General features: G+C 31.3%; 6 protein-coding genes. 2 read left to right on the top strand and 4 right to left on the bottom strand.

Annotated features, from left to right (window positions below; translation table 11 throughout):
* Nucleotides 1–211 precede the first annotated feature (211 nt).
* Nucleotides 212–499, bottom strand: a complete 288-nt coding sequence (locus ABWO04_RS08640; protein ID WP_353079172.1) for a DUF3817 domain-containing protein — start codon at nucleotides 497–499, stop codon at nucleotides 212–214.
* A 181-nt stretch (nucleotides 500–680) separates the two neighbouring features.
* Between ABWO04_RS08640 and ABWO04_RS08635 the strand changes: the two genes are divergently transcribed.
* Both ABWO04_RS08635 and ABWO04_RS08630 read left to right on the top strand, forming a co-directional pair.
* Nucleotides 681–2,594, top strand: a complete 1,914-nt coding sequence (locus tag ABWO04_RS08635; protein ID WP_353079170.1) for a DUF294 nucleotidyltransferase-like domain-containing protein — start codon at nucleotides 681–683, stop codon at nucleotides 2,592–2,594.
* Between the two features lie 5 nt (nucleotides 2,595–2,599).
* Nucleotides 2,600–3,187 carry a 3'-5' exonuclease gene (locus tag ABWO04_RS08630; protein ID WP_353079168.1) on the top strand — a complete coding sequence of 196 codons (588 nt, stop codon included), beginning with the start codon at nucleotides 2,600–2,602 and terminating at the stop codon, nucleotides 3,185–3,187.
* Nucleotides 3,188–3,256: 69 nt separating this feature from the next.
* Here ABWO04_RS08630 and acs read toward each other — a convergent pair whose 3' ends face one another.
* The 3 genes from acs to ABWO04_RS08615 form a co-directional block, all read right to left on the bottom strand.
* The gene (gene acs / locus ABWO04_RS08625) at nucleotides 3,257–5,164 is read right to left on the bottom strand and encodes an acetate--CoA ligase (protein ID WP_353079166.1); all 1,908 of its coding nucleotides are present in this window, start codon (nucleotides 5,162–5,164) and stop codon (nucleotides 3,257–3,259) included.
* 105 nt (nucleotides 5,165–5,269) lie between these two features.
* Entirely contained in the window at nucleotides 5,270–7,189 is a 1,920-nt protein-coding gene (locus ABWO04_RS08620) for an acetate--CoA ligase (protein WP_353079174.1), read from the bottom strand.
* 121 nt (nucleotides 7,190–7,310) lie between these two features.
* A complete protein-coding gene (locus ABWO04_RS08615) occupies nucleotides 7,311–7,673 on the bottom strand; it encodes a response regulator transcription factor (RefSeq protein WP_353079164.1) in 363 nt (120 codons plus the stop codon).
* Between the last annotated feature and the right edge of the window lie 16 nt (nucleotides 7,674–7,689).

The raw sequence follows: 7,689 nt of genomic DNA, 5'->3' as shown, positions 1-7,689 counted from the left end.
GGTTGCCACAATAGCCAAACCAATTATTAATATTTTTTTTGCCAAATAATCAATAGCATAAGCCAAAACCATTAATACCAATAAATTAACGAACAAATTTCCGTATAAGGTAAAATCTGCACCGAAATCAAGCTTTTTTAACATTGGTTCAATTAGATCGAAAACTTTCATATTTGAAAAAAATTATTTTTTATTTTGGAATATGCGAATTTTAAGCACTTTGATTTAAATATTTTTTATCTACCCAAAAAGTACCAAACGGAATAAATGACGCTAATATAATAATGCTAAAATCTTTTAAATTCCATTTTTTTTCATCTTTCAATAAAAAAGCTAATATTATGTACAAGATAAATAAAACACCGTGAAGCATTCCGAATGGTTTTAGAATTAATTTATACGTATCAAAATAATTTGGTTTTAGAACCAACATATTAAAAATTAAAACTAAAAAAGAAATTCCTTCAAGTAGTGCTATTTTTTTAAACCAGTTTAACATAGTGCTAAATTTTATATTTCTACAAAATTAAATAATGTTTAGCAATAATCATCTAATTTAAGATAATATTAAATAATATTAATGAATTATAATATACATTATGTAAAATAGAATATTTAAGAATACGTTAGTAAGAATTGATTTATTTGTTTAATTTTGATGTGTATTTACTACTCCTATTATGAAGAATACTTTTGCAGAAAACATTGTAGATTTTTTAAAGCTATACGATCCATTTAAAACAGTAGCTTATGGAGACTTGTTAGAAATTGCCTCGCAGAGTGAAATTATCTATTTAGAAAAATCAAAACGATTATTTAAAATCAATGACGAATTACATCAGAATTTTTATATTGTACATTCTGGTATTATTCATTTAACAAAAATAATTGATGCACAAGAAACGTTGATTTCTAAATGTTATGTGGGTTCTATTTTTGGATTACGTCCGTTTTTTGCAAAAAATAATTATTCTTTAAATTCTATTGCAAATGAAGATGCTGTAGTGTATGCCATTCCTATTGTTTTATTTAAACCACTTTTAGCAAAATATGCTGCTGTTATGGATTACTTTTTAGAGAGTTTCTCTGAACAGACAAAATCCAACGGTGAAAATTATCAAAATTTAAAAGCGATTTCTGAAGCCAGTTCTGAAACAGAATTAACTGACTTTTCGTATTTTCAGGAATTGGATTATGATAAAAATCCACTTGTAATACCTACTCATACCAGTATTTCGACTGTGGCGAAGAAAATGATGGATGCAAACAAATCGTATGCAATTGTTACGAATAACGCCAGAATAAATGGCTTAATTACGGATGCCGATTTCAGAAAAAAAGTGGCTTTTGGTGCGATTAATTTTGATGCCGATTGCAGCTCAACTATGCAACAAAATGTGGCCATTGTAGAAGAAACCATTTCTGTAGCGGAAGCGCAATTATTGCTTCTAAAAAACGAAACCAGCTATTTATGTGTTACTGAAGATGGTACAGAAAATACACGTATAAAAGGCATCATTTCGGAACGCGATATTATTAAATCGCAGTCAAATAACCCAGGAGTTTTGATTGATGAAATTCGAAATTCGAAAAATTTTGAGGAATTAAAATATGTGCATTCTAAATATTTGTTTGTAATTCAGAATTCATTCACAAAAAATATTCCGATTTTTCATATTAACAATACTGTGGGTGGTGTTTTGCACGCGATTATTCAGCAATGTATAAAGTTATCAATTGAAAAAATCGGCTCACCTCCTGCTCGTTTTGTTTGGCTATCTTTAGGAAGTCAGGCCAGAAAAGAGCAATTGGTTTTAAGTGATCAGGATAATTTAATTGTGTTCGAAAATGTGGCGGCAGACAAACACCGTGATGTTAAATTTTATTTCGTACAATTGGCTAAATTAGTCATATTAAATATGCAGAATTTAGGCTATAAACCTTGTCCAAATGAGCATTTAGCCAGCAATATTAAATGGTGTAAATCGTTGTCTGATTTTACGTCAATTTATACAAATTGCATTAAATCGCCAGGTGAAAATATGTCCGATTTTAATGGGATTTTCTTTGATTTTGAATACATTTATGGTGAAACAAAAATTAAAGATTCATTAGAAATTGCCATACATCAGAGTTTAGCCAACAATACTTTATTTTTTGATTATATTGGTAATCAATTACTTAAACTTCCTCCAGCTTTGACTTTTTTCAAAAAATTTGCTGTTGAAGAAAACGGAAAACATAAAGAATTTTTTAATTTAAAAGAAAAAGGGTTACAATTTTATATTGATGCAGCACGAATTTTTGCCTTAAGTAATAATTTAAAAGGAATCAACAATACCTATTTGCGTTTTAAGCAAATGGCCATAATTGATACTAAAAATGCTGAAAAATACTTGGATTTTGCAGAAAACTATATAAAACTACAAGAATTAAGAGCTCAAGAAGGTATTATAAATGATAATGACGGCGCTTTTATTGATCCCAAAAAACTGTCTAAAATTGATAAAGAGGAAATGAAAAAAGCCTTGTTAGAAATTGAAGATGTTACAGATTTAATTAAATCAAAATATAAATTAACCCAATTTTCATAAAACATATGTTATCAAAATTATTTCATAAAGAATATCCTGAATTTTGGAAAAAATATACTGAATCTTTTAAAAATCCAGCTACTAAATATGTTGTTATTAGTATGGAAACTTCTGGTTTAGATACAGAAAAAGATGTGATTATGTCTATCGCAGCAACATCTATAGTTGAAAACAGAATTATTTTGAAAGACTCTTTTGAAATTTACATTAAGCACACTACTCCATTAGATATTAGTTTAGATAACGAATTTATTACGGTTAGTAAAGTAGAAAAAGTTTCTGAAGAAGTGGCGATTGAAACCTTAATCGAATATCTTGGAAATTCAATATTTATTGGGCACCGAATTGATTTTGATATCGAAATGCTTAACCAAATGTTAAGTCGACTTAAATTAGGGAAACTTAAAAATGAGGCATACGACATTGAAGCTATGTTTAATAAATTATCAGAAACGAATGATAAAAAATATGCAATGGAAGAAATGAGTAAATTTTTAAATATTTCTATCAGTGAACGAAATTCTGTGGCAGATGATGCCTACTCTATAGCTATTTTATTTTTGAAATTGAAAAGTAAATTGGGAATTAAATAACATCAAGCATCTTATAATAAATAAAAAGAGGCACTATATTGTGCCTCTTTTTGTATTATGAAATTGAAATTATAACTTTTCGTTTTTAATTTCTTCAACAATTTCAGGGTTTAACAACGTAGAAATATCTCCAAAATTAGAGAAATCACCTTCAGCAATTTTTCTTAAAATACGTCTCATAATTTTTCCAGAACGTGTTTTTGGTAAACCAGACACAAACTGAATTTTGTCTAATTTAGCAATCGGTCCCACTTGGTCTGAAATAAGTTGATTGATTTCTTTACGTAAATTATCTTGATTTCTGGTTTCTCCTGTTTCTTTTAAAATCACAAAACCATATAACGCATTTCCTTTAATGTCGTGAGGAAAACCTACAATTGCACTTTCTGCCACTGCTGGATGCTCATTAATAGAATCTTCAATTGGAGCGGTTCCTAAATTATGTCCTGAAACAATAATTACATCATCTACTCTACCGGTAATTCTGTAATATCCAACTTCATCGCGTAAAGCACCGTCTCCAGTGAAATATTTACCTGGGAATGCTGTAAAATACGTTTCTTTATAACGCTGATGATCACCCCAAATGGTTCTTGCCATTGACGGCCAAGGGAATTTTATACATAGACTACCAGTTACTTGGTTGCCTTCAATTTCGTTTCTTAATTCATCCATTAAAACCGGTTGAATTCCTGGTAAAGGTAAAGATGCATACGTTGGTTTTGTAGGTGTTACAAAAGGAATTGGAGAAATCATAATTCCACCCGTTTCCGTTTGCCACCAAGTGTCTACTAATGGGCATCGCTTCCCTCCTACGTGGTCGTTATACCAATGCCAAGCTTCTTCATTAATTGGTTCTCCAACAGATCCAATAACTTTTAAAGAACTTAATGGGAATTTTTGAACATAATCTAAATTTTCTTTGGCTAAAGCACGAATGGCAGTTGGAGCCGTATAAAACTGATTGACTTGATGTTTTTCAATTACTTCCCAAAAACGACTAAAATCTGGATAAGAAGGTACGCCTTCGAAAAGTACTGTAGTGGCTCCATTTAATAACGGACCATATAAAATATAAGAGTGCCCTGTAATCCAACCAATATCAGCGGTACACCAGAATACATCATTTTCTTCGTAATTAAAAACATTTTTAAACGTGTAAGCAGTATATACCATATACCCTGCTGTGGTATGTAACATTCCTTTTGGTTTTCCGGTAGAACCTGAAGTATATAAAATAAACAACGGATCTTCGGCATCCATAATTTCAGCAACATTATTTCCTAAAGCAGCATCTAAAAGTGGTTGTAACCAAATGTCACGACCATCTTTCATATTTACATCCGTATTGGTTCGTTTAGCTACTAACACTTTTTCTACACAAGGACATTTTTCTAAAGCTTCATCTACGATTCCTTTTAAATCTACTGATTTATTTCCTCTAAATCCACCATCGGATGTAATTACCATTTTACATTCAGAATCGTTAATTCTTGCCGCTACAGCAGAAGCTGAAAATCCAGCAAAAACTACCGAGTGAATGGCTCCAATTCGTGCACAAGCTAAAACAGCAACAGCCAATTCTGGAATCATTGGTAAATAAATACAAACTCTATCGCCTTTTTTTATACCTTGTTCACGTAATACATTGGCCATTTTAGAAACGCGCTCATATAATTCTTTATATGTAATATGTAAAGCAGCTTCTTTTGGATCATTTGGTTCAAAAATTATCGCCGTTTTATCGCCACGTTTGGCTAAATGTCTGTCGATACAGTTTTTAGTAATATTTACTTTCGCATTTAAAAACCATTTGAAATTGGCTTCTTGCATATCAACATCAAAAACTTTATCCCATTTTTGATACCAAGTAAAATTTTCATCAGCAATACGATCCCAAAATTTTCTTGGTTCGCGTACTGATTTTTTGTACATTTTAAAATAATTTTCTAAATCAGTAATTTTATAATAACTCATTATTCGTTTGGTTTTTTGTTTCGTAATGTAAATATAATAAATCTATTCCTTCGGAAAAGAAATAATTTGCTAAATAAGTATAGGTGACTTTCGTTCGATAAACTTTTATCTAAATGAACCTATTTTCGCATTTTTAAATTCGGTTCTAACTTCGTCAATTATAGCTTCATCATCAATAGTAGATGGGATTTGAAAATCAGTAGCATCTGCAATACTTCGTAAAAGCTTACGTAAAATTTTACCTGAGCGAGTTTTTGGTAATCGCGGCACAATAACCACATCTCTTAAAGAAGCCACTGCACCAATTTGTTCACGAACTAACTGAACTACTTCGTGTTGCAATTGAAAATGTTCAATATTTTCACCAAGTTTGTTTACCACTAATGCTAATGGAACTTGCCCTTTTAATTCATCATTAATTCCAATAACAGCACACTCTGCAACCGAGTGATGTGAAGAAACAATTTCTTCCATCTCAGCTGTAGATAAGCGATGACCTGCTACATTAATCACATCATCTACCCTACCTGTAATAAATACATATCCGTCTTTATCTTTAAAACCGCCATCGCCAGAAAAATAATAACCTGGAAATTTTTCTAAATATCCTTCTTTAAATCGAGCGTTTTCATTCCATAAATCCATCATCGTTCCTGGAGGTAATGGTAATTTTATGACTACATACCCTTCTTCGTTTGAAGCCAACTCTTCGCCTTCTTCGTTAAAAATTTGAATATTATAACCCGTAACGGCTTTTCCTGCCGAACCTGGTTTTATAGGTAAAAACTCTACTCCCATCATATTGGCAATCATTGGCCAACCGGATTCTGTTTGCCACCAATGGTCAATTGCAGGTACAGGAATATGTGCTTGATACCATTCTAAAGTAGCCACATCACAACGTTCACCCGCTAAAAACTGGGTTTTTAAACTTGATAAATCGTATTTTTTAATGAAGTCTCCATTCGGGTCTTCTTTTTTGATGGCTCTAATTGCAGTTGGCGCTGTAAACATAACATTTACTTTATGTTCTTCAATTACACGCCAAAAAGTACTTGCATCTGGAGTACGAATGGGTTTTCCTTCAAAAATGATTGTTGCATTTCTATTAAATAAGGGTCCGTAAACAATATAACTATGTCCTACCACCCAACCCACATCGGAAGCTGCCCAAAACACATCATCTGGTTTAGTACCATAAATATGTTCCATTGAGTATTTAAGTGCGGTAGTATAACCTCCTGTATCTCTGACAATTCCTTTAGGTTTTCCTGTAGTTCCAGACGTATATAAAATATATAAAGGATGTGTTGCTTCCACAGAAACACAAGGTGCTTCTTCTGAACCATAAACTAAGGCATCGTAATCTACATCGTATTTTTTAAATGGTATTCTTGCGCCTAATTTTCTGTTTAAAATAATTACTTTTTTTGGCTTATGTGCTGCCAATTCAATAGCTTCATCTACTAAAGGTTTGTATGCGATTAATCGGTCTATTTCAATTCCAGAAGATGCTGTTATTACAATTTTTGGTTTGCAATCATCTATTCGAATTGCCAATTCGTGTGGCGCGAATCCACCAAAAACCACGGAATGAATTACTCCTATTCGAGCACAAGCTAACATTGCGAAGGCAGCCTGAGGAATCATTGGCATATAAATTACAGCTGTATTTCCTTTTTTTAAGCCTAAAGACAACATACCGCCTGCTAATTTGGCTACTTCAGCTTTTACTTCATTATAGGTATACTTCTTAACAGTTTGTGTTACTGGCGAATCATAAATAATAGCTACATTATCTCCAAATCCATCTTCAATGTGCTTGTCTAATGCCAAATAACAAGCGTTTAATTCTCCATCTGCAAACCAAAGAGGATACTCATTTTGATCTTTAGACAAAATAGTAGTTGGTTTTTTAAACCATTGTATTGCATTTGCTTGTTCTGACCAAAATTTCTCTGGAGATTGAATACTATGGTCATATAATTCTTGATACGTCATTATTTCTGTTAATTTGTTCTGTATTATTAAAGTAAAAATACTAAATTAAAACACACCAATTAAAATAATGTTGCTAAATAAGTATATATTTAAATTGCAAAAAAAAGGTGAAAAAAAATTCACCTTTATATATTTTATAAAAAAATTATTGAAGTAATTCAAGTACTTGTTCCACTACTTTTTTTATAGAAAAGGGCTTGGTTAAATACGCATCGGCACCTAATGCCAAACCTTTCTCAATATCGCTTGCTTTATTTTTTGCAGATAAAAAGATGACTTTAGTATGTGATAAATTGCTGTCTTTTCTTATGTGTTCTAAAGTAGCATAACCATCAACAAGTGGCATCATAACATCTAAAATGATGACATCTGGAAAATCAGACTTTACAATTTCTAATGCCTCTATTCCATCTCGAGCAATAAAAACTTCAAAATCATTTTTCTTAAAAGTATATTCTAATGACATTACAATATTGGGTTCGTCATCTACAATTAATATTTTTTTCATTTTAAATAGTATTATT

Origin of the sequence: Flavobacterium sp. (genome assembly GCF_040382755.1) — a bacterium.
In the GTDB taxonomy this organism is placed as follows: Bacteria; Bacteroidota; Bacteroidia; order Flavobacteriales; family Flavobacteriaceae; genus Flavobacterium.
Note: the sequence above shows the minus strand (reverse complement) of the source record. Positions and strands in the feature narration are given on the sequence as shown.

Excerpts from the sequence above, each read along its gene's own strand:
- ABWO04_RS08630 (WP_353079168.1), top strand. The coding sequence starts at position 2,600 with ATGTTATCAAAATTATTTCATAAAGAATATCCTGAATTTTGGAAAAAA.
- acs (WP_353079166.1), bottom strand. The coding sequence starts at position 5,164 with ATGAGTTATTATAAAATTACTGATTTAGAAAATTATTTTAAAATGTAC.
- ABWO04_RS08615 (WP_353079164.1), bottom strand. The coding sequence starts at position 7,673 with ATGAAAAAAATATTAATTGTAGATGACGAACCCAATATTGTAATGTCA.
- ABWO04_RS08640 (WP_353079172.1), bottom strand. The coding sequence starts at position 499 with ATGTTAAACTGGTTTAAAAAAATAGCACTACTTGAAGGAATTTCTTTT.
- ABWO04_RS08635 (WP_353079170.1), top strand. The coding sequence starts at position 681 with ATGAAGAATACTTTTGCAGAAAACATTGTAGATTTTTTAAAGCTATAC.